We start from the raw sequence: 1,101 nt of genomic DNA, 5'->3' as shown, positions 1-1,101 counted from the left end.
CGCACTGCGCCCCCTCAACAGCCCCCCCGCGGGTTCCGCCCCCCCCCCCCCCCAACCCCCCCGGCGGGGCCCCCGGGGGCCGCCGCGCCCGACTGTTTGCGCCGTATCGTGGAGTACGGCCAGTCCCCCTCCGCACGCAGAAAGGCGCCGCGCAATGGTGCAGATCAAGACCCCCGAGCAGATCGCGAAGATGCGCGAGGCGGGGCTGGTGGTCGCTGCCATTCACGCCGCCACGCGCGAGGCGGCCGTCCCCGGGGCCACGACGAAGGACCTCGACGAGGTCGCGCGCAAGGTGATCGCCGATCACGGCGCGAAGTCGAACTTCCTGGGGTACGGCGGTTTCCCCGCGACGATCTGCACGTCGGTCAACGACGTCGTGGTGCACGGCATCCCGGACGCGAAGACCGTCCTCAAGGACGGCGACATCATCTCGATCGACGCCGGCGCGATCGTCGACGGCTGGCACGGTGACGCCGCTTACACGGCCTTCGTGGGGACCGGTCACGCCCCGGAGCTGGTCGAGCTCTCCCGGGTGACCGAGGAGTCCATGTGGGCCGGCATCGCCGCGATGAAGGTGAACAACCGGCTCGTCGACATCTCGAAGGCGATCGAGTCGTACATCCGCCGCCAGCCCCGCCCGGCAACCGGCAAGTACGGGATCATCGAGGACTACGGCGGCCACGGCATCGGCACCGAGATGCACATGGACCCGCACCTGCTGAACTACGTCTCGCGCAAGCGGGGCAAGGGCATCAAGCTCGTCCCGGGTGTCTGCCTGGCCATCGAGCCCATGGTCTCCCTCGGCACGGCGCAGACGAAGGTCCTCTCCGACGAGTGGACGGTCCTGACGACGGACGGCTCCTGGTCCTCGCACTGGGAGCACTCGATCGCCCTGACCGAGCAGGGCCCGCTCGTCCTGACGGCCCCGGACTGCGGCAAGGCCAGGCTCGCGCAGTACGGCGTGGAGCCCGCGCCGGACCCGCTGGGCTGAGATCCGCCCGGGGGGGGGGCGCGCCGCCCGGGGGCGCCCCCCGGGGGCGGGGGGGGGGCGGTCGGGGCCGGAGGAGGGTGGGGGGGATTTTTGGGGGGGGGGGGGGGGCC

Annotated in this window: 1 protein-coding gene; it reads left to right on the top strand. The window is 72.5% G+C overall.

From position 1 onward, the window contains the following. Positions 1-154: 154 nt before the first annotated feature. Positions 155-991, top strand: a complete 837-nt coding sequence (gene map / locus ABZ371_RS07840; protein WP_358675066.1) for a type I methionyl aminopeptidase — start codon at positions 155-157, stop codon at positions 989-991. Positions 992-1,101 lie beyond the last annotated feature (110 nt).

Origin of the sequence: Streptomyces sp. NPDC005899 (assembly GCF_040629645.1) — a bacterium.
Classification (GTDB): domain Bacteria; phylum Actinomycetota; class Actinomycetes; order Streptomycetales; family Streptomycetaceae; genus Streptomyces.
This window is presented reverse-complemented; position numbering and strand designations above follow the sequence as displayed.

Excerpts from the sequence above, each read along its gene's own strand:
- map (WP_358675066.1), top strand. The coding sequence starts at position 155 with ATGGTGCAGATCAAGACCCCCGAGCAGATCGCGAAGATGCGCGAGGCG.